This is a genomic window from Streptomyces sp. NPDC059454, from assembly GCF_042749965.1.
In the GTDB taxonomy this organism is placed as follows: Bacteria; Actinomycetota; Actinomycetes; order Streptomycetales; family Streptomycetaceae; genus Streptomyces.
The window spans coordinates 141938-160273 of record NZ_JBHYVC010000003.1; the positions used below are offsets into that span (position 1 = coordinate 141938).

Genomic DNA, 18336 nt, shown 5'->3' on the forward strand with positions numbered 1-18336 from the left:
ACGGCCCCAAGGAGCCCGTTCACCGATGTCGGACATCACATCGAACACCCCGCACGACGACCTCGCTAGCCGCCTCACCCTGCCCCGGTACCCCCGCAGCAGCGCCTACGACGCCCGCTGGACCGTCGACAACCAGATGGGCCCGCACGCGCTGTGGCTGCTGGAGTGGCTCGCCCCGGCCCTCGGCCTCGACACCCTGCGCCCCGGCGCACGCGTGCTCGACCTGGGCTGCGGACGCGCCATGACGTCGGTCTTCCTGGCCAGGGAGTACGACGTCCAGGTCACCGCGGCCGACCTGTGGATCAAGCCGGACGACAACGCGCGCCGCATCGCCGGGGCGGGCGTCGCCGACCGGGTGTTTCCGGTCCTCGCCGAGGCGCACGACCTGCCCTTCGGGGAGGAGAGCTTCGACGCGATCGTCTCGATCGACGCGTACCAGTACTTCGGCACCGACGACCTGTACCTGCCGACGCTGACCCGGCTGCTGAAGCCGGGCGGGCGGATCGGTGTCGTCGTCCCGTCGATGCCCGGGGAGATCGAGGGCAGCGAACCGCCGGAGCACCTGAAGCCCTTCTGGGACCCCGCGTTCTGGTGCTTCCACAGCCCCGCCTGGTGGCGCCGCCACTGGACCCGCAGCGGGGCCGTGGAGGTCGAGACGGCCGACTGGCTGGAGGACGGCTGGCGGGAGTGGCTGCTCTGGTGCGACGTCGTCGCCGAGGAGAGCACGGAGGAGTTCCATGTGCGGATGAGCCGGGAGAGCGCGGAGATGCTGCGCGCGGACCGGGGCCGCACGCTGGGCTTCACACGCGTGGTGGGCCGCCGGCCCTGATCGTGTGACGGCATGAGGGAGGGGGCGCGTCGAACCCGATGCGCCCCCTCCCGTGCTCTTCGGCGATCAGCCCTCGCCGACGCCCAGCTTCTGAAGGATCAGCTCCTTGACGCGGGCCGCGTCCGCCTGCCCGCGCGTGGCCTTCATGACCGCGCCGACCAGGGCACCCGCCGCGGCCACCTTGCCGCCGCGGATCTTGTCCGCGATGCCCGGGTTGCCGGCGATGGCCTCGTCGACGGCGGTGCCCAGGGCGCCCTCGTCGGAGACGACCTTCAGGCCGCGCTTGTCGACCACCTCGTCCGGGGTGCCCTCACCGGCGAGCACGCCCTCGATGACCTGACGGGCCAGCTTGTCGTTGAGATCACCGCCGTTCACCAGCTCGGTGACCCGGGCCACCTGCTCCGGGGTGATCGCCAGCTCGTCGAGCCCCTTGCCGGACTCGTTGGCGGCGCGCGCCAGCTCGCCCATCCACCACTTGCGGGCGGAGGCCGCGTCGGCGCCGGCGTCGATGGTGGCGACGATCGGGTCCAGCGCACCGGCGTTGAGGATCGACTGCATGTCGGTGCCGGAGATCCCCCACTCCTCGCGGAGCCGGTTGCGGCGCACCAGCGGCAGCTCGGGCAGGGCGGAACGGATCTCCTCGACCCACTCGCGGGACGGGGCGACCGGCACCAGGTCGGGCTCCGGGAAGTACCGGTAGTCCTCGGCCTCCTCCTTCACGCGGCCCGAGGTCGTGGACCCCGTGTCCTCGTGGAAGTGGCGGGTCTCCTGGATGATCGTGCCGCCGCCGTTCAGCACGGCGGCGTGCCGCTGGATCTCGAAGCGGGCCGCGCGCTCGACGGACCGCAGCGAGTTGACGTTCTTGGTCTCGCTGCGGGTGCCGAACTTCTCGGTGCCGTGCGGGCGCAGCGACAGGTTCACGTCGCAGCGCATCTGGCCCATCTCCATGCGGGCCTCGGACACGCCGAGCGCCCGGATGAGCTCGCGCAGCTCACGGACGTACGCCCGGGCGACCTCGGGGGCGCGCTCGCCCGCTCCCTCGATCGGCTTGGTGACGATCTCGATCAGCGGGATGCCGGCACGGTTGTAGTCCAGCAGGGAGTGGGACGCGCCGTGGATGCGGCCGGTGGCGCCGCCGACGTGCGTCGACTTGCCGGTGTCCTCCTCCATGTGGGCGCGCTCGATCTGGACGCGGAAGGTCTCGCCGTCCTCCAGCTGCACGTCGAGGTAGCCGTCGAAGGCGATCGGTTCGTCGTACTGGGAGGTCTGGAAGTTCTTCGGCATGTCCGGATAGAAGTAGTTCTTCCGGGCGAAGCGGCACCACTCGGCGATCTCGCAGTTCAGCGCGAGACCGATCTTGATCGCCGACTCGACGCCGGTCGCGTTGACGACCGGGAGCGCGCCGGGCATGCCGAGGCAGACGGGGCAGGTCTGGGTGTTCGGGTCGGCGCCGAGCGCCGTCGAGCAGCCGCAGAACATCTTGGTCCGGGTGCCGAGTTCGACATGGACCTCTAGGCCCATGACGGGGTCGTACGACGCCAGCGCGTCCTCGTACGACACCAGGTCAGTCGTGGTGGTCACGGTGAAACTTCCCTCTCAGCCCAGCAGGACGTCGTCGTCGCCGAGGCTCTTCAGCTCGCGGTAGAGGATGGCGAGGTTGGTGACGACCGCGGCACCGGTGACGACCGCGTCGAGCAGCCGCAGCGTGTCGTTCTCGCCACGCGCCTTCTTGATCTGCTTGTACACACCGACGGCGCCGAACGCCGAGGTGGCAATGGAGACGTACAGACCGGACTTGGACTTCTTGAAGCCCTTGGCCTTGGACAGTGCGCTCACAGCGACGGTGCCTCCTCGATCAGCGGGTGGCCCCACTTTTCCACGAAGGCGGCCTCGACGGCGGCGCCGACCTTGTAGAGCCGGTCGTCCTTCATGGCGGGGGCGATGATCTGCAGCCCCACCGGCAGGTTGTCCTCGGGAGCGAGGCCGCAGGGCAGTGACATGGCCGCGTTGCCGGCCAGGTTGGTGGGGATGGTGCACAGGTCGGCGAGGTACATCGCCATCGGGTCGTCGGCGCGCTCGCCGATCGGGAAGGCGGTGGTCGGGGTCGTCGGGGAGACGATCACGTCGACCTGCTCGAACGCCTTGTCGAAGTCCTGCTTGATCAGCGTGCGGACCTTCTGGGCGCTGCCGTAGTACGCGTCGTAGTAGCCGGAGCTGAGCGCGTACGTACCGAGCATGATGCGGCGCTTGACCTCGTCGCCGAAGCCGGCCTCACGGGTCAGCGAGGTGACCTCCTCGGCGGAGTGCGAGCCGTCGTCGCCGGTCCGCAGGCCGTAGCGCAGGCCGTCGAAGCGGGCGAGGTTGGAGGAGCACTCGGAGGGCGCGATCAGGTAGTACGCGGAGAGCGCCAGGTCGAAGGACGGGCAGTCCAGCTCGACGACCTCGGCGCCCAGCTCCTTCAGCAGCTCGACGGACTCGTCGAACCGCTGGACGACACCGGCCTGGTACCCCTCACCGCGGAACTGCTTGACGACGCCGACGCGCATGCCGGCGACGCTGCCGTTGCGGGCGGCCTCGACGACCGGCGGGACCGGGGCGTCGACGGAGGTGGAGTCCATCGGGTCGTGCCCGGCGATCACCTCGTGCAGCAGGGCGGCGTCCAGGACCGTACGGGCACAGGGGCCGCCCTGGTCGAGCGAGGAGGAGAAGGCGACCATGCCGTACCGGGACACGGCGCCGTACGTCGGCTTCACACCGACGGTGCCGGTGACGGCGGCCGGCTGGCGGATGGAACCGCCGGTGTCGGTGCCGATGGCGAGCGGCGCCTGGAAGGAGGCGAGCGCGGCGGACGAGCCACCGCCCGACCCGCCGGGGATCCTGGTCAGGTCCCAGGGGTTGCCGGTCGGCCCGTAGGCGCTGTTCTCGGTGCTGGACCCCATGGCGAACTCGTCCATGTTGGTCTTGCCGAGGATGACGACGTCGGCGGCCTTCAGCCGCTTGGTGAGCGTCGCGTCGTACGGCGGGATCCAGCCCTCGAGGATCTTGGAACCGACGGTGGTCGGGATGCCCTCGGTGGTGAAGATGTCCTTGAGCGCGAGCGGGACGCCGGCCAGCGGGCCGAGCTTCTCGCCCTTGGCCCGCTTCTCGTCGACGGCACGCGCCTGGGCGAGGGCGCCCTCACGGTCGACGTGCAGGAAGGCGTGCACCTTCTCGTCGACGGCCTCGATCCGGGCCAGGTGCGCCTCGGTGACCTCTACGGCCGTGAGCTCACCGGAGGCGATCTTCTCGGCGGTCTCGGCGGCGGTGAGCCTGATGATGTGATCGCTCATGGCGGGTTACTCCTCCCCCAGGATCTGCGGCACCTTGAAACGCTGCTGCTCCTGGGCCGGGGCGCCGGAGAGCGCCTGCTCGGGGGTGAGCGAGGGACGGACCTCGTCCGCGCGCATGACGTTCGTCAGCGGGAGCGGGTGCGAGGTCGGCGGTACGTCTTGGTCGGCGACCTCGCTGACGCGGGCGACCGCGCCGATGATGTCGTCCAGCTGGCCCGCGAAGTGGTCGAGCTCTTCGGGCTTCAGCTCCAGACGCGCCAGCCGGGCGAGGTGGGCGACCTCCTCGCGCGTAATGCCAGGCATGCAGCGATCCTCTGGGGTGAGTGTGCGGTTTGGGCAAGTCGTTTTGGCCCAATCCTATGGGGCCGGGTCCCCTGGCCGTTAAACGGTTTCCCCCGAGGCCGCTTCCCGGTGTCGCGCGCCCCGGGCGGTGCTGCTCGGAAAGCGGTGGCCGTAACGGTCCCGGACCTCCGGCAGGCGCTCCGGGGTGGCCCCGCCGAGGGCGCCGCGCCGCAGGTGACGGAAGTGCTCGAAGCGTTCGGCGCCCTGAGCGAGGGCGACGAGCAGGCCGGCGCCGGCTCCGGGCACGGCGGCGAAGGCGTGCGGCGCGCCGGGCGGGACGACGACGGGGCCGCCGGGGCCGGCGGTGCGGACCGCGTCGCCCGGAGTGGCACTTCCGCGCCTTCTGGAGACGGCGGGACGGTGCTCAGACCGCGAAGAGCAGACCGGCCCCGATCAGGACGACGACCGCGGTGGCGAAGTGGATCCCGAAGGCCACGGCCTTCGTACCCCCGTGGCGCAGCACTACGAGCGTGTCACCGAGCGGCACGAGGGCCGCGCACAGCAGGAACCACGCCTCGGCGCGGGCGCCCGCGAAGGCGAGCAGCGCCAGACCCGCCAGGCCGAACGTGCCGTCCCTCAGGCCCTTGACCGTCAGGTAGGCGCCGGCGTCGCCGCTCGGGTCGGCCGGGACACCGTAGCCGGCGGCGGCGGAGGCGGGCCGGAACAGGAAGCGGTACCCGAGGAACACGCAGAACAGGTTGAGCACGACGGCCAGGGTGTACGCGGTGACGGTCACGGCTTCTCCTTGCTAGCAGCGCTAGGGACTAGAGCGAAGCTAGCAGAGCGGCGACAGGATGGCTAGCATTGCTAGAATCACGGTCATGACGATCCAGACGCGCCGGGAGCGCGAACGAGCGGAACGCGAGCGGCTGATCGTGACGGCCGCGCAGGAACTGGCCGAGGCGGAGGGCTGGGAAGCGGTCACCACCCGCCGGCTGGCCGCCGAGATCGAGTACAGCCAGCCGGTCCTGTACAGCCACTTCAAGGGCAAGGACGCGATCATGGCGGCGGTCGCGGTGCGGGGCTGCGAGGAACTCGCCGCCGAACTGCGGTCCTCGGCCGCGGCGGCCGAGGACGCGCGCGCGAGGCTGGCGGCGGTCGGGGAGGCGTACACGGCCTTCGCGCGACGGCGGCCCGCGCTCTACGACGCGATGTTCACCCACCTGGTGGACCTGCCGTTCGCCACCCCCGAGGCGCCGGCGGCCCTCCAGGAGGCGTTCGGCGAACTGCTGAGGGCCGTCGAGCCCATCGCGGCCGAGGGCGACGACCTGGAGCTGCTCACGGAGACGTACTGGGCGAGCCTGCACGGGCTGGTGACCCTGATGCGCAGCGGCCGACTGCCGGAGGAGGCCCACGACCGCCGACTCGCCCTGCTGACGGGGCACTTCGCGCCGCGGGACACCACGGGCTGAGCGGGACGAGCCGGGAGCGCCGACGGCGGGCGCCTCATGCGGGACGGCGCACCCGTCAACCGGGGCCGCGGAGTGGTCGGGTCACTCGTCGGTCGCCGCGGCGGGCAGTGCCGCCGCGGCGCGCACCCAGCCCCGGGAACCGCGGGCCAGCAGCCAGGCCGTCGTCTCCTCGGGCGGCATCGCCGCGGCGACCAGCCAGCCCTGGACCGCGTCGCAGCGCAGATCGCGCAGGCGCTCCCACGTCTCGTCGTCCTCCACCCCCTCGGCGACGACGAGCAGCCCCAGCGAATGCGCCAGGTCGATGGTGCAGCGCACGATCTCGGCGTCCTCGGTGTCCACGGCCAGCCGGGCCACGAACGACCGGTCGATCTTCAGCTCACTGACCGGCAGCCGCCGCAGATGCACCAACGACGAGTACCCCGTGCCGAAGTCGTCCAGGGACATCTTCACCCCGTGCCCGGTCAACGCGTTCAACGTGTCGGCCGCACGCTGCGGATCCTCCAGCAGCACATGCTCGGTGATCTCCAACTGCAGCGCCCCCGCCGGCACCCCGTGCCGAGCCAGCCGCGCCGCCACGGAGCCCGCGAAGCCGGGCGTGTGGACATCGCGCGGGGACACGTTCACGGCGACCGGCACGAACAGCCCCTGGGCGCGCCACTTCGCGACCTGCCCCAGCGCGGTCTCCAGCACGTATTCGGTGAGGTGCGGCATCAGCCCGGACGACTCGGCGATCGCTATGAACTCGTCCGGCGGCACCTTCCCCCGCTCCGGATGCACCCACCGCACCAACGCCTCGAGCCCCGCGACCTGCCCGTCGAAGCGGACCTTCGGCTGGTAGTGCAGCTCGACCTCCCGGGCGTCCAGCGCCCGCCGCAGATCGCCCAGCAGCCCCAGCCGGTCAGGGGTGTTGGAGTCCCGCTTGGACTCGTACGCCTCGACCCCCGTACGGTCCCGCTTGGCCTGGTACATCGCCACGTCCGCCCGCCGCAACAGCCCCTCCGCGTCGTCCGCGTGGTCGGGAAAGACGGCGACTCCCGCACTCGCCTCCAGGACGAGGGTGAGTCCGTCGAGGTCGAGCGGGGAGCTGAGGGCGGCGACGAGGGCGCGGGCGACGCGGGTCGCGGACGTCGTGGAGTCGGCGACGGGCAGTAAGACGGCGAACTCGTCACCGCCGAGCCGCGCGGCCTCCGCCCCGCGCGGCAGGGCGAGTCTGAGCCGGTCGGCTATCTGCAGCAGCAGCCGGTCACCGGCGAGATGACCGAGGGTGTCGTTGACCGACCGGAACCGGTCCAGGTCGATCAGCATGAGCGCGGCACGGGCGCCGATCCGCTCGGCGTCGTCCAGCGCGGTCCAGATGCGTTCCAGCAGCCACTGCCGGTTGGGCAGTCCGGTCAGCGGATCGCGCAGCTGCTCCTCGGCCCGCGCGCGGGCTATCCACAGGGTGGAGTCGAGGGCGATCAGCGGAATGGAGAAGAGCGGCAGCAGCACCGGCTTGGCGACCGCGACCACACACACCAGGGGCGCTATACCGAGCAGGGCGACCGCTACGAGCCCCTGCCGGGCCAGAGCGGTACGGGCCACGGTCGGCAGTCCCGCGCGAGGGGTGTGCAGATACCAGAGCAGCGTGCGCGTGACCACGAGGTACGTGGCGGCGACCAGCACCACTCCCGGCGCGGTGTACAGCGTCCAGGTGTCCGGAGCCGACGGCGACTCGACGGACGGCACCCGGCCGAACGCGGCCAGCACCAGCGCACCGGCGCCGATGCCGAGCAGGTCCACCGCGCCGTGCAGCACGCCCTGCCGCCAGCGGCCCCGCCGGGCCATGCCGACCAGCACGACGACGGTGAGGCTGATCATCCCGGCCGCGACCCAGCCGTAGAGCAGCAGCACGGCGAGGGTGAGGGCGGCACCCGAGCCGGTGCCCCCCCACCAGCGGGAGCGGCCCAGCATCACCAGATGGCCGACGATGATTCCGGTCAGCACGGCCAGGGACCAGCCGACGGCCCCGGACGGGAAGAGCGCGTGCCCTCCGGTGAACGCCCGCAGGAAGCCGGCGCCCAGCACGAAACCGGCGGCGGCGACGACCGCCGTGGGCAACGCGGGCCAGGACGGGTGCCGTTCCGTGTCCGCATCGGACAGCCCGGCCGGCCCGGGACCGTGCCCGGCGACCGGCTGCCCGGCCCCGCGCGCATCCACCCCGCGCACGTCCGCGGTACGCGCCCCGGTGCGCCCCATTGCGCCCGGTCGCCCCGCGGGCCGCCCGTCCTCACGGCCGCGCAGCCATGCGACCGCCATGCGGCGCAGGCGCGGCCGTGAGCCCGGGGCGGCGCTCTCGGTCGGTTCCATTCCCGTCCCTTTCCCAGCCGGCGGTGCCCACGCCACGCGGCCCGATGCCCGACGACCCTCAGCGGCTCCGCGGTGGAAAGCCCTTACCCCGGATCCCTCACGAGTACGGGGTTGCCCCGACCGCAGCTGGGCACGGCAGGCGCACATCTCAACAGTAGGCCGCACAGGGCCCGTACGGGCACCGGTCGCCGACGGTTGCCCGAATGCGCCCCTGCCACCCGTATGCATCTGATATGCACCGATCGGCCGACCTTCAACCGCTACTCCTCGGCCGAAAGAGCGACGTCCGCCGCGGCCTCTGGGCCTTGTCCGAGGAGGACGGCGAAGCCGTCCTCGTTCAGAACCGGCACCTTGAGCTGCATCGCCTTGTCATATTTCGTCCCGGGATTGTCACCCACAACGACGAACGACGTCTTCTTGGAGACGGATCCGGTCACCTTCGCCCCCTGGCTCTGCAGCGCCTCCTTCGCGCCGTCCCGGGTGAAGTTCTCCAGGGTTCCGGTCACCACGACGGTGAGCCCTTCCAGCGGACGCGGCCCTTCGTCCTCCCCCGCCCCCTCGTCCTCCATGCGGACACCGGCCGCCTTCCACTTGCGGATGATCTCGCGGTGCCAGTCCTCGGCGAACCACTCCTTCACGGAGGCGGCGATGGTCTCGCCGACCCCCTGGGTCTCCGCCAGCTCCTTCTCGGTGGCCTGCTCGATGCGGTCGACGGAGCGGAACTCACGGGCCAGCGCCTCCGCCGCGACCGGACCGACATGACGGATCGACAGACCGGTCAGCACGCGCGCCAGCGGACGCTCCTTGGCCGCCGCGATGTTCGCCAGCATCGCGACCGCGTTCTTCCTCGGCTCGCCCACCTGGTTGGCGAAGACGGTGGCGGTCTTCTCCTCTCCGGTCTCCGGGTCCCGCTTGGGCAGACCGCTGTCCTGGTCGAGGACGTACGCCTTGATGGGCAGCAGCTGTTCGACGGTGAGGTCGAACAGGTCCCCTTCGTCCTTCAGCGGCGGGTCCTCCGGCTCCAGCGGCCTGGTCAGCGCCGCCGCGGCGACGTACCCGAAGTGCTCGATGTCCAGCGCCTTGCGCCCGGCGAGGTAGAACAGCCGCTCCCGCAACTGGGCCGGGCACGTACGGGCGTTGGGGCAGCGCAGGTCGACGTCGCCCTCCTTCATCGCCTTCAGCGGCGTACCGCACTCCGGGCACTCGGACGGCATCACGAACTCGCGCTCGCTGCCGTCCCGTTTGTCGACGACCGGACCGAGGATCTCGGGGATCACGTCACCGGCCTTGCGCAGCACCACCGTGTCGCCGATGAGGACGCCCTTGGCCTTGACCACGTCCTGGTTGTGCAGGGTGGCGAACTCGACCTCGGAGCCGGCCACCGTCTTCGGCTCGACCTGCGCGTACGGCGTGACCCTGCCCGTACGTCCCACCCCCACGCGGATGTCGACCAGCTTGGTGTTGACCTCCTCGGGCGCGTACTTGTACGCGATGGCCCAGCGCGGGGCGCGCGAGGTGGTGCCGAGACGGCCCTGCAGGGAGATCTCGTCGAGCTTGACGACGACCCCGTCGATCTCGTGCGCCACTGAGTGCCGGTTCTCGCCGTAGTGGGCGATGAACTCCCGTACGCCGGCGAGGTCGTCGACGACCCTGTTGTGCCCGGAGGTGGGCAGGCCCCAGCTCTTGAGCAGGTCGTAGCCCTGGGAGAGGCGGGTCATGCCCTTGTAGCCCTCCAGGACACCGATGCCGTGCACCACCATGTGCAGCGGGCGGGAGGCGGTGACCCGGGGGTCCTTCTGGCGCAGCGAACCGGCCGCCGCGTTGCGCGGGTTGGCGAAGGGCTTGTCGCCGGCCGCGTTCAGCCGCGCGTTGAGCTCCTGGAACTTCTCCATCGGGAAGTAGACCTCGCCCCGGATCTCCACCAGGTCCGGAACCTCGTCGCCCTTCAGCCGGTCCGGGATCTCCGCGATAGTGCGCACGTTGGGCGTGATGTCCTCACCCGTGCGGCCGTCGCCGCGGGTCGCCGCGCGGACGAGCCGGCCCTTCTGGTACGTCAGGTTCACCGCGAGGCCGTCGACCTTCAGCTCGCACAGGAAGTGGTACGTCTGCGTGCCCAGTTCCCGGTGGATGCGCTCCACCCACGCGGCGAGGTCGTCGTCGTTGAACGTGTTGTCGAGGGAGAGCATGCGCGAGACGTGCCGCACGGAGGTGAACTCCGTCTCGTACGCCCCGGCGACCTTCTGGGTCGGCGAGTCCGGGGTGCGCAGCTCCGGGTGCTCCTCCTCCAGCGCCTCCAACTCGCGCAGCAGCCGGTCGAAGTCGGCGTCGCTGATGACGGGGGCGTCGTTCACGTAGTACCGGAAGCGGTGCTCCTCGATCTGCTCAGCGAGCCTGGCGTGCTTCTCCCGTGCCTCGGCGGGCACGCTCGTCGTCTCCGCTTGCTTGTCGCCGGCCACCGTGTGTCCTCCCGTCACTCTGGGTTGTCCGCGAGGGATCTCGCCGCCAGGACGCAATGGGCGAGGGCCCTGCGCGCGTACTCCGGGGAAGCTCCCGCGAGTCCGCATGCCGGAGTGAGCGTGACCACCTCCGGGAGGAGTCCCGGCCGCAGCCCCAGCCTGCGCCAGAGCGTCCTGACACCCATGACGCTACCCGCAGGGTCCGACAACGGGCCGTCCGTGCCCGGGACGACACCGGCGAACAGCCGGGTCCCGCTCTCCACCGCTTCCCCGATCACCTCGTCGTCACGCTCGGTGAGAAGGGAGAAGTCGAAGGAGATCGCCGCCGCACCCGCCCGGCGCAGCAGGGCGAACGGGACGTCCGGTGCGCACGAGTGGACCACGACGGGCCCGCCGTCGTGCACCCCGACGACATCCCGCAGCGTGGCTTCGACGATCTGCCGGTCCACCGCGCGGTGGGTGCGGTAGCCGCTGGCGGTCCTCACCTGTCCGCGCAGTACGGCGGTGAGGGAGGGCTCGTCGAGCTGGAGGACGAGCTGCGCGCCGGGTACGCGCCGCCGCACCTCGGCGAGGTGGAGGCGCAGTCCCTCGGCGAGGGAGGCGGCGAGGTCGCGGCAGGCTCCGGGGTCGGAGAGGGCGGCCTCGCCGCCTCGCAGCTCAAGTGCGGCGGCGAGCGTCCACGGGCCGACCGCCTGGACCTTCAGGAGCCCCTGGTGGTCCTGGGTGAACTCCTCCAGCGCGTCGAGGTCCTCGCCGAGCCAGGAGCGGGCGCGCCTGGTGTCGCGGCCCGGACGGTCGCCGATGCGCCAACCGCTGGGCTCGACGCGGGCGTAGAGCTCGACGAGCAGGCCGGCGGTGCGGCCGATCATGTCCGCGCCGGGGCCGCGGGCGGGGAGCTCGGGGAGGTGGGGGAAGGTCTCGAAGCTGCCGGTGACCGTTCTGGCGGCCTCTCGGGCGTCCCCGCCCGGCATGGAGCCGATGCCGGTGGCGGGGCCGAAGCTGAACTGGCTGTTTTCGCTCACTCGTAGAGCGTACGGAGGTTTTCCGCCCCCGCCGCCCCTACCCGTCCCGTACCCGGGGCCTCCGCCCCCGGGCCCCGCTCCTCAAACGCCGGAGGGGCTGAATGACGCCGGAGGGGCCGGAGCGGAGCCGGACGGGCCAGTGGGTGTCACCCGGGATGTGGTTACCGCCCCGGTCGGACCGTCAGGTCGTTGACCTCCGCGTCCGTCGGCAGGTCCAGGGCCATCACGATCGTCGTGGCGACCGACTCGGGGTCGATCCACCGGGCCGGGTCGTACTCCTTGCCCTCCTGCTGGTGGACCTTGGCCTGCATGGGGCCGGCCGTACGGCCGGGGTAGACCGACGTCACGCGGACGCCGTTGCCGTGCTCCTCGTGGCGCAGGGAGTCGGCGAGGGCCTTGAGGCCGTGCTTGGAGGCCGCGTACGCGGACCAGCCGGCGTGGGCGGCCAGGCCGGCGCCGGAGTTGACGAAGACCACGTGGCCGCGGCTCGTGCGGAGCTGGGGCAGGAAGTGGCGGGTCAGCTCGGCGGGGGCGATCAGGTTGACGTTGAGCTGGTGCCGCCAGGTCTTCGGGGTCAGCTCGCCGACCGGACCGAGGTCGACCACACCGGCGATGTGGAGGAGGGAGTCCACCCGGCCCGGGAGCGACTGGTGGGAGAAGGCCCAGGAGAGCTTGTCCGGGTCCGCCAGGTCGCCGACGAGGGTGCGGGCGCCGGGGAACTCGGCCGCCAGCTCCTTCGCCCGGCCCGCGTCGCGCGCGTGCAGTACGAGTTCGTCCCCGCGCGCGTGCAGGCGGCGGGCGACGGCCGCGCCGATGCCGGAGCCCGCTCCGGTGATCACATGTGTAGCCATGCCCGCCATGCTCGCATCACCAGGCGGTCACTCCGCGCCCAGGCTCTCCTCCAGGTACGCCAGCGCGCCCACCGGCTCCTCGGCGAAGAACACCAGGTCGGTCAGCGGACGGGGCAGGAAGCCCTCGTCCTCCATACGGCGGAACTGCTCCTTGAGGCCGTCGTAGAAGCCCGCGGTGTTGAGCAGGACCACCGGCTTCTCGGTGTGCCCGTGCTTCTTCAGCTCCAGGATCTCGGTCGCCTCGTCGAGGGTGCCGGTGCCACCGACCATGACGACCACCGCGTCGGCCTTCTCCAGCAGCAGGCGCTTGCGCTCGGCGAGGTCACGCGCGATCACCATCTCGTCGACGCCGTCGCGCGCCTTCGCCGCGAGGAACTCCACGGAGACGCCGAGGAGCCGCCCGCCCGCCTCCTCCACGCCGTCGGCGACGACCTTCATCAGGCCGACGTCCGAACCGCCCCACACCAGCGTGTGCCCGCCCTTGCCGAGCAGTCGCGCGAACTCCCGCGCGGGGCGTGTGTAGCGTTCGTCGAGGTCGGCGGCGGAGAGGAAGACGCAGATGTTCACGGCCCCACAGTACGGGCCCGCTCCGACATCGCGGTCAGCCGCATCCTGGACTGCCGGTGCGGCAGTTCCTCCCAGTCGTCCATGAACCGGGCCGCCAGACCGTACGCGGCGGCCAGGTCCACGAGCGTCTCCGTCCGGTAGTAGAAGTCCTCGTGCAGCACCTGGTGCTCCTCGCCCTCCGTGCGGTCGAAGGTGAAGTCGAAGAACCCGCCGGGTGCGAGCACCCTCCCGACGTGCGCGAAGCACTCCTCGATGACGTGGCGGGGCGAGTGCGAGAAGACGCTGTGCGCGTGGACGACGTCGAAGTGCCCGTCGGGCAGGAAGGCGAGGGCGAGGTCGTTCGCGAGCGCCAGGTACGGCAGCTTGGCCTGGAGTCCGTCGCGTACGAGGGTGTCCTGGGCGGCGAGCAGGATGTGCGGCGAGATGTCGATGCCGTAGTAGTGCCCGGGTTCCAGGTGGTCGATGAAGAGGCGTCCCGCGCGGAGGTTGCCGCAGCCGATCTCCAGCATCCGGTGGTGCGGCTCCAGGCCGTGCCGCACCAGGTAGTCGAACTGCATCCGGCCGATGCGCGCCCACTGCTCGCGCGAGGGATTGTGGCCGACCGCCGCCTCGGCGCTGCGGGCCGCGTCGGAGGCCATCACCGCGCGGTAGTAGGCGATGTGGTCGCGGTTGCGCAGCCGCAGCCAGGTGTCGCGCAGCGCGCGCCGCGCGTGGGCGGGGACGCGCCGCGGGTGACGCAGGGCGTAGCCGGCCCGGTGGGCGAGGGTGCCGCGGTTCCGGCCGGTGTCCTCGGCTCCCATGGTTGCCTCCTGCGGATCCTCCTCGGGAAGAAGTCCGCTTCAGCGTGCGCTGTACTCGCGGAGTCGGCTACCCGAGGAGGGACGATCGTGACCACAGGCCACCACATCACCATCGAGGCCAGTGACCGGCACGTGCGCGTGGTGCGCGGCGGGCAGGTGCTGGCGGAGAGCGACGGGGCGCTGCTGCTGAAGGAGACGGGTTGTCCGGACCGGTACTACATCCCGCCGGCGGACGTACGGCTCGACCTGCTGACGCCCTCCGGGACGCACACGCACTGCCCCTTCAAGGGCACCGCGTCCTACTGGTCGCTGCCGGACGCGGCGGATCTGGTCTGGGCGTACCCGGAGCCGAAGCCGGACGTCGCGCGGATCAAGGACCACCTCTGCTTCTACGAGGTGGAAGTCGGCTGATCAGGTAAACGGGTTGTGATGGGCGAACGCGCCGCCCGCCTCACCGATGATTGCCGCCCCGTGCGGCAGTCTGGGGTGACATGGACAGGAACATCTCTTCGCGTGACGGCACCTCCCTGGCGTACGAGAGCGCCGGGCGGGGTGCCACGATCGTTCTCGTCAGTGGCGCGATGTCGACGGGCGGCACGGTGGCGCCGCTCGCGGCTCCCCTCTCGGAGCGGTTCCGGGTGGTCGTGTACGACCGCCGGGGCCGGGGCGGCAGCGGGGACACGGCGCCGTACGCGGTGGAGCGCGAGGTCGAGGACCTGGCGGCGCTGATCGAGGCGGTGGGCGGCGGGGCCGCGCTGTACGGCGTCTCCTCGGGCGGCGCGCTGGCGCTCAGGGCGGCGGCGAGCGGACTGCCGGTGCACCACGTCGCCGTGTACGAGACGCCGTACGCGACGTCGGCCGACGACCTGGAGGAACGCGCGCGCTACACCGAGCGGCTGACGGCGGCGCTCGCCGAGGGGCGGCGCGGGGACGCGGTGGAGCTCTTCCTGCGGCTGACCGGCCTCGGCGAGGAGGTCATCCGGAGCGCACGGCAGTCACCGATGTGGGCCGGGATGGAGTCCCTCGCACCGAGCCTCGCGTACGACGACGCCGTGATGGGCGACGGGAGCGTGCCGCGCGAGCTGCTGGCGTCGATCCGGGTGCCGGTGCTGTCGATCGCGGGCGACGCGAGCCCGGCGTGGATGCGCGAGGCCGCGCGGGCGATCGCGGAGTCCGTCCCCCGGGGCACGTACCGCACCCTGGAGGGCCAGACCCACATGGTCGAACCGGACGTCCTGGCACCGGTCCTGGCGGAGTTCTTCACGCGGTGAGCGCCCCGCCGGGCCCGGAGGAGGGCCTTCAGGCCACGCCGGCCGTCGCCCGTACGGTCGAGGCGATCGTCGCCGAGCCGACCACGCGGGTGCCGTCGTACAGGACGATCGCCTGGCCGGGGGCGACGCCGCGGACGGGCTCGGTGAACGACACTTCGAGGGATCCGTCGACGAGTTCCGCCGTCACCTCCGTCTCGCCGCCGTGGGCGCGCAGCTGGGCCGTGTAGGTGCCGGGGCCGGACGGGGCGGCGCCGCACCAGCGGGGCTTGACCGCGGTGAGGGCGGTGACGTCGAGGGCCGCCGCGGGGCCGACGGTGACGGTGTTGGTCACCGGGGAGATGTCGAGGACGTAGCGGGGCTTGCCGTCGGGGGCGGGGGTGCCGATCCGCAGGCCCTTGCGCTGGCCGATGGTGAAGCCGTACGCGCCCTCGTGGCTGCCGATCCTGGTGCCGGACTCGTCGACGATGTCGCCCTCGGCCTTGCCGAGGCGGCTCGCGAGGAAGCCCTGGGTGTCGCCGTCGGCGATGAAGCAGATGTCGTGCGAGTCGGGCTTCTTGGCCACCGCGAGTCCCCTGCGCTCGGCCTCCGCGCGGATCTCCTCCTTGGTGGTGACCGTGTCACCGAGGGGGAACATCGCGTGGGCGAGCTGGCGGTCGTCGAGCACGCCGAGGACGTAGCTCTGGTCCTTGGCCATGTCGGAGGCGCGGTGCAGTTCGCGGGTGCCGTCCTCGCGGAGGATCACCTGGGCGTAGTGGCCGGTGCAGACCGCGTCGAAGCCGAGGGCGAGCGCCTTGTCCAGCAGCGCGGCGAACTTGATCTTCTCGTTGCAGCGCAGGCACGGGTTGGGGGTGCGGCCGGCCTCGTACTCGGCGACGAAGTCCTCGACGACGTCCTCGCGGAAGCGGTCGGCGAGGTCCCACACGTAGAACGGGATGCCGATGACGTCGGCGGCGCGGCGGGCGTCGCGCGAGTCCTCGATGGTGCAACAGCCGCGCGCGCCGGTACGGAACGACTGCGGGTTCGCGGAGAGCGCGAGGTGGACGCCGGTCACGTCGTGGCCCGCTTCGGCCGCGCGGGCGGCGGCGACGGCGGAATCGACTCCGCCGGACATGGCGGCCAGGACGCGGAGGGGGCGGGAGCGCTGCGAGGTCTCAGTCATAACCCCTCCAGGGTAAGGGGGCTCGGGAACCACAGCCGTCGAATATGCGTTCACGATCACATGGGGGCACGAAAAGCATCCGAGGACGGGGACCGGCGCATAGGGCGGCGGGCCCTGATCGTGGGCGGGGTGGCGGCCGCGGCGGGCACGGCAGTGCTGGCGCGGGACGAGCTGGCGCGGCTGTGGTGGCGCATACCGGGCGTCGAGAAGCCGCGCGAGCAGGGCGTGGTGGACTACGCGGGCGCCCGCTGGGTGGCGGCCTCGGACGCCAACTGGCGCCGGGCGGACCGGCCGGACGACTTCGGCGTCGACATGGTGATCGTCCATGTCACCCAGGGCAGCTTCGACAGCGCGGTACAGGCGTTCCGGAACCCGGAACACCAGGCCGCCTCGCACTACATCGTGGGCCAGGACGGTCGCGTCACCCAGATGATCCGCGAGCTGGACGTGGCGTACCACGCGGGCAACCGCGACTACAACGAGCGCAGTGTCGGCATCGAGCACGAGGGCTTCGTGGACCGCCCCGAGGACTTCACGGACGAGATGTACGAGGCCTCGGCCCGCCTCACGGCCCGCATATGCGCCCGCTACGACATACCGGTCGACCGCGAGCACATCATCGGCCACGTCGAGGTCCCGGGCACGGACCACACCGACCCGGGCCCCCACTGGGACTGGGACCGCTACATGAAGCTGGTCCGCCGGGCCCGTACGGCGCGGGCGGACACCGGCCCCTCCGGCTCCCCGTCGGCCACGGCCGGCTAGGTCAGTCCCGCCGCGCGGGCGCGTTCCACCGCCGGCCCGATGGCCTTGGCCACGGCCTCCACGTCGGCTTCCGTGGAGGTGTGCCCCAGGGAGAAGCGGAGGGTGCCGCGGGCCAGGTCGGGGTCGGTGCCGGTGGCCAGGAGGACGTGGCTGGGCTGGGCGACGCCGGCGGTGCAGGCGGACCCGGTGGAGCACTCGATGCCCTGCGCGTCCAGCAGGAGCAGCAGGGAGTCGCCCTCGCAGCCGGGGAAGGTGAAGTGCGCGTTGGCCGGAAGGCGTCCCCCGGGGGCGGGGTCGCCGCCGAGGATCGCGTCCGGGACGGCCTCGCGGACCGCGGCGACCAGGTCGTCGCGCAGCCGGCCGATCTCACGGGCGAACCACTCCTGCTGCTCGGCGGCGAGCCGCCCGGCCGCCGCGAAGGAGGCGACGGCGGGGACGTCGAGGGTGCCGGAGCGGACGTGGCGTTCCTGGCCGCCGCCGTGCAGGACGGGCACGGGGGTGTGCTCGCGGCCCAGGAGCAGCGCGCCGATGCCGTACGGCCCGCCGATCTTGTGGCCGGACACGGTCATCGCGGCGAGCCCCGACGCGGCGAAGTCCACCGGGACCTGGCCGAAGGCCTGGACCGCGTCGGAGTGCAGCGGCACGCCGAACTCGGCGGCGGTATCGGCGAGTTCGCGGACCGGCAGGATCGTCCCGATCTCGTTGTTGGCCCACATGACCGTGGCGAGGGCGACGTCGTCGGGGTTGCGGGCGATGGCCTCGCGCAGGGTGTCCGGGTGGACCCGGCCGTGGGGGTCGACCGGCAGGTACTCGACGGTGGCGCCCTCGTGCTCGCCGAGCCAGTGGACGGCGTCGAGGACGGCGTGGTGCTCGACGGGGCTGGCGAGGACCCGGGTGCGGGCCGGGTCCGCGTCGTGGCGGGACCAGTAGAGCCCCTTCACGGCGAGGTTGTCGGCCTCGGTTCCGCCGGAGGTGAAGACGATCTCGCTGGGCCGGGCGCCGAGGGCCTCGGCGAGGGTTTCGCGGGCCTCCTCGACGGTGCGCCGGGCTCGGCGGCCGGCCGCGTGGAGGGAGGAGGCGTTGCCGGTGACGCCCAGGTGCGCGGCGAGTGCCTCGACTGCCTCGGGAAGCATCGGGGTGGTCGCGGCGTGGTCGAGGTAAGCCATGGTGGGGCCGATTCTACGGGG

18 protein-coding genes are annotated in these 18336 nt (G+C 72.0%); 5 read left to right on the plus strand and 13 right to left on the minus strand.

Annotated features, from left to right (window positions below; translation table 11 throughout):
- The first annotated feature begins 25 nt into the window (after positions 1–25).
- A complete protein-coding gene (locus ACFXAE_RS03225; protein ID WP_384707166.1) occupies positions 26–829 on the plus strand; it encodes a methyltransferase domain-containing protein in 804 nt (267 codons plus the stop codon).
- Between the two features lie 66 nt (positions 830–895).
- Here the strand turns inward: ACFXAE_RS03225 and gatB are convergent, their stop codons facing one another.
- From gatB to ACFXAE_RS03250, 5 genes are all read right to left on the minus strand, one after another.
- On the minus strand, positions 896–2410 hold the full coding sequence (gatB, locus tag ACFXAE_RS03230; protein WP_384707169.1) for an Asp-tRNA(Asn)/Glu-tRNA(Gln) amidotransferase subunit GatB: 1515 nt from the start codon (positions 2408–2410) through the stop codon (positions 896–898).
- A 15-nt stretch (positions 2411–2425) separates the two neighbouring features.
- Positions 2426–2665, minus strand: a complete 240-nt coding sequence (locus ACFXAE_RS03235) for a hypothetical protein (protein WP_384707172.1) — start codon at positions 2663–2665, stop codon at positions 2426–2428.
- On the minus strand, positions 2662–4158 hold the full coding sequence (gene gatA / locus ACFXAE_RS03240) for an Asp-tRNA(Asn)/Glu-tRNA(Gln) amidotransferase subunit GatA (protein ID WP_384707175.1): 1497 nt from the start codon (positions 4156–4158) through the stop codon (positions 2662–2664). The genes ACFXAE_RS03235 and gatA overlap by 4 nt, the downstream gene beginning before the upstream one ends.
- Positions 4159–4164: 6 nt before the next feature.
- Positions 4165–4461, minus strand: coding sequence for an Asp-tRNA(Asn)/Glu-tRNA(Gln) amidotransferase subunit GatC (gene gatC, locus ACFXAE_RS03245; protein WP_006130840.1), 297 nt, complete (start codon positions 4459–4461; stop codon positions 4165–4167).
- Between the two features lie 403 nt (positions 4462–4864).
- Positions 4865–5236 (minus strand): DUF4267 domain-containing protein, encoded by a 372-nt coding sequence (locus tag ACFXAE_RS03250; protein ID WP_384707178.1) that lies wholly within the window; start codon positions 5234–5236, stop codon positions 4865–4867.
- 85 nt (positions 5237–5321) lie between these two features.
- Between ACFXAE_RS03250 and ACFXAE_RS03255 the strand changes: the two genes are divergently transcribed.
- Positions 5322–5912: a TetR/AcrR family transcriptional regulator gene (locus tag ACFXAE_RS03255; RefSeq protein WP_384707181.1), complete on the plus strand. Its 591-nt coding sequence runs from the start codon at positions 5322–5324 to the stop codon at positions 5910–5912.
- Positions 5913–5993: 81 nt separating this feature from the next.
- On the opposite strand, the gene ACFXAE_RS03260 is transcribed toward ACFXAE_RS03255, so the two are convergent.
- The 6 genes from ACFXAE_RS03260 to ACFXAE_RS03285 form a co-directional block, all read right to left on the minus strand.
- Entirely contained in the window at positions 5994–8258 is a 2265-nt protein-coding gene (locus ACFXAE_RS03260; protein WP_384707184.1) for a putative bifunctional diguanylate cyclase/phosphodiesterase, read from the minus strand.
- Positions 8259–8518: 260 nt separating this feature from the next.
- Positions 8519–10714, minus strand: coding sequence for an NAD-dependent DNA ligase LigA (gene ligA / locus ACFXAE_RS03265; protein WP_384707187.1), 2196 nt, complete (start codon positions 10712–10714; stop codon positions 8519–8521).
- 14 nt (positions 10715–10728) lie between these two features.
- Positions 10729–11736 carry a methionine synthase gene (locus tag ACFXAE_RS03270; protein WP_384707190.1) on the minus strand — a complete coding sequence of 336 codons (1008 nt, stop codon included), beginning with the start codon at positions 11734–11736 and terminating at the stop codon, positions 10729–10731.
- A gap of 161 nt (positions 11737–11897) precedes the next feature.
- Positions 11898–12596 carry an SDR family oxidoreductase gene (locus tag ACFXAE_RS03275; RefSeq protein WP_384707193.1) on the minus strand — a complete coding sequence of 233 codons (699 nt, stop codon included), beginning with the start codon at positions 12594–12596 and terminating at the stop codon, positions 11898–11900.
- A gap of 18 nt (positions 12597–12614) precedes the next feature.
- On the minus strand, positions 12615–13154 hold the full coding sequence (locus tag ACFXAE_RS03280; protein ID WP_384707196.1) for a TIGR00730 family Rossman fold protein: 540 nt from the start codon (positions 13152–13154) through the stop codon (positions 12615–12617).
- Entirely contained in the window at positions 13151–13954 is an 804-nt protein-coding gene (locus ACFXAE_RS03285; protein WP_384707199.1) for a class I SAM-dependent methyltransferase, read from the minus strand. Before ACFXAE_RS03285 ends, ACFXAE_RS03280 begins: the two co-directional genes overlap by 4 nt.
- Before the next feature lie 87 nt (positions 13955–14041).
- Here ACFXAE_RS03285 and ACFXAE_RS03290 point away from each other — a divergent pair, with 87 nt between their 5' ends.
- Together ACFXAE_RS03290 and ACFXAE_RS03295 are read left to right on the plus strand one after the other, a co-directional pair.
- Positions 14042–14365, plus strand: coding sequence for a DUF427 domain-containing protein (locus ACFXAE_RS03290; RefSeq protein WP_384707201.1), 324 nt, complete (start codon positions 14042–14044; stop codon positions 14363–14365).
- Between the two features lie 80 nt (positions 14366–14445).
- Positions 14446–15225 carry an alpha/beta fold hydrolase gene (locus ACFXAE_RS03295; protein ID WP_384707204.1) on the plus strand — a complete coding sequence of 260 codons (780 nt, stop codon included), beginning with the start codon at positions 14446–14448 and terminating at the stop codon, positions 15223–15225.
- A gap of 28 nt (positions 15226–15253) precedes the next feature.
- Here ACFXAE_RS03295 and mnmA read toward each other — a convergent pair whose 3' ends face one another.
- The gene (mnmA, locus tag ACFXAE_RS03300) at positions 15254–16384 is read right to left on the minus strand and encodes a tRNA 2-thiouridine(34) synthase MnmA (protein ID WP_384707207.1); all 1131 of its coding nucleotides are present in this window, start codon (positions 16382–16384) and stop codon (positions 15254–15256) included.
- A gap of 60 nt (positions 16385–16444) precedes the next feature.
- Between mnmA and ACFXAE_RS03305 the strand changes: the two genes are divergently transcribed.
- Complete coding sequence (locus ACFXAE_RS03305; protein ID WP_384707210.1) at positions 16445–17149, plus strand: N-acetylmuramoyl-L-alanine amidase; 705 nt, start codon at positions 16445–16447, stop codon at positions 17147–17149.
- On the opposite strand, the gene ACFXAE_RS03310 is transcribed toward ACFXAE_RS03305, so the two are convergent.
- The gene (locus tag ACFXAE_RS03310; RefSeq protein WP_384707213.1) at positions 17146–18315 is read right to left on the minus strand and encodes a cysteine desulfurase family protein; all 1170 of its coding nucleotides are present in this window, start codon (positions 18313–18315) and stop codon (positions 17146–17148) included. The two genes, ACFXAE_RS03305 and ACFXAE_RS03310, sit on opposite strands and share 4 nt — an antisense overlap.
- Positions 18316–18336 lie beyond the last annotated feature (21 nt).